At 31.6% G+C, this 1,583-nt stretch carries 3 protein-coding genes; all 3 read left to right on the top strand.

The features are described 5' to 3' along the window. The first annotated feature begins 186 nt into the window (after positions 1-186). The gene (locus H344_RS0116765) at positions 187-429 is read left to right on the top strand and encodes a type II toxin-antitoxin system ParD family antitoxin (protein ID WP_026811324.1); all 243 of its coding nucleotides are present in this window, start codon (positions 187-189) and stop codon (positions 427-429) included. Further along, positions 426-728, top strand: a complete 303-nt coding sequence (locus H344_RS0116760; protein ID WP_026811323.1) for a type II toxin-antitoxin system RelE/ParE family toxin — start codon at positions 426-428, stop codon at positions 726-728. The genes H344_RS0116765 and H344_RS0116760 overlap by 4 nt, the downstream gene beginning before the upstream one ends. 162 nt (positions 729-890) lie before the next feature. Beyond that, positions 891-1,364, top strand: coding sequence for an RDD family protein (locus H344_RS0116755; RefSeq protein WP_316929568.1), 474 nt, complete (start codon positions 891-893; stop codon positions 1,362-1,364). Positions 1,365-1,583 lie beyond the last annotated feature (219 nt).

The following is a 1,583-nucleotide window of genomic DNA, read 5'->3' as shown; positions in this document are numbered from 1 at the left end:
GTAAAACAACAGAGATTTACACCCATGTGGCTACAAACACTTTTAAAAACATAAAAAATCCACTAGATTAGTGGTGTAGACAAAATGGATATATACACACTAGTAATCATACACAATTGTTGTGTGTAATTTGAGAATTTGTCTACGTTACCAAGATTTGGTATATTTGAATAAATATATTTCAAAATGGGAAAAAACACATCAATATCACTCGGAAATCACTTTGAGGATTTTATCAAAGACGAAGTAAAGTCTGGCAGATATGGTTCTGTTAGTGAAGTAATTCGTTCAGCTCTCAGACTTTTGGAACGAGAAGAAAAAAAAGAAAGAGAACTAATTAAAGCTCTAAAAGTTGGAGAAAAAAGCGGATTTGTAGAAAACTTTGACCCAAAACAAAATCTGACTGAATTACATCGCCAACACTTATGAGTAAAAACAATTACCGAATAAGTAAACAAGCGATTGATGATTTAAATGATATTTGGCTTTATACTTTTCATAAGTGGTCTAAAGAACAAGCTGATAGATATTACGACTTAATAATCGGAGAAATTGAATTTATAACAGACAATTATTTGATCGGAAAATCAGCAGAACAAACTCGAAAAAACTATCGAGTTACTAAAATAAAATCTCATCTTATTTTATATAGAAAAGTTGACAATGAAATTGTTGAAATCGTAAGAATTCTAAATCAGAGAATGGATATAAAAAAGAGGTTGAAATAAAAAAACTACACACAACAACGTGTATAATTCATTGCTAGTTATAGCTTACTTACGAAAGTCCTCGCGGACTTTCTATCTGTGATTTATTTGCTAACTTTAGTGCTGAAACACGCAACGAAATCATACACAAATACGTTGTGAGCAAGCTAAAAAAACCATCGTCTGAAATCAATATTAGAAAATAGAATCAAAGCATTTGTAGTTGATTATCTGATTATGGGAATAATCGGATTTTTGATTGTTGCTCTGACTGATAATCTATTCCTAACAATGATGATTGTCTATCCAATCACAATGAATAAAGACTTTCTAAATGGAAAAAGTATAGGAAAAAGACTTTTCGGAATTCAAGTTCAAAATCTGAATAATGAAAAAGCGTCTGAATGGAAAAGCTCTTTGCGGAATTTTTTACCAATTATCCCAATCGATTTGATGTTTACATTTGTAAGTCCATCAAGTAGAATTGGAGACCGAATTGCGGAAACTAAAATCGGAATTGAAACAGAACAAAATTTAAAAACATTAAGTTCGGAATTAAAAAAATACCGAATTAATAAAGAGCTGATATTCGGAATATTTTTCGGAATTGCCAATATTTACGGACTTCTATTGTTATATGGAATTATATTATCGTGAATAGAAAAGCCAACTCACAACAACGTGTATAATTCATGCTTTACTCTTACTTCAATTTAAAATCTTATATTTAAACAACTGATTTGCTACATCTGAAAATCCTACGGATTCTCAGCCGCACAAATCATAGTGTGCCAAGAAGCAGCCACGGCAATAAATTGGCTGCATGCTGCAAATAAGATGATGGTAGGCCCATCAGAGTCGTCGTATAGGCGATGG

The sequence above is a fragment of the Arenibacter latericius DSM 15913 genome, from assembly GCF_000424985.1.
Lineage (GTDB): Bacteria > Bacteroidota > Bacteroidia > Flavobacteriales > Flavobacteriaceae > Arenibacter > Arenibacter latericius.
This window is presented reverse-complemented; position numbering and strand designations above follow the sequence as displayed.

Bases quoted from the DNA above. Each gene is read 5' to 3' on its own strand.
- H344_RS0116765 (WP_026811324.1), top strand. From the start codon at position 187: ATGGGAAAAAACACATCAATATCACTCGGAAATCACTTTGAGGATTTT.
- H344_RS0116760 (WP_026811323.1), top strand. From the start codon at position 426: ATGAGTAAAAACAATTACCGAATAAGTAAACAAGCGATTGATGATTTA.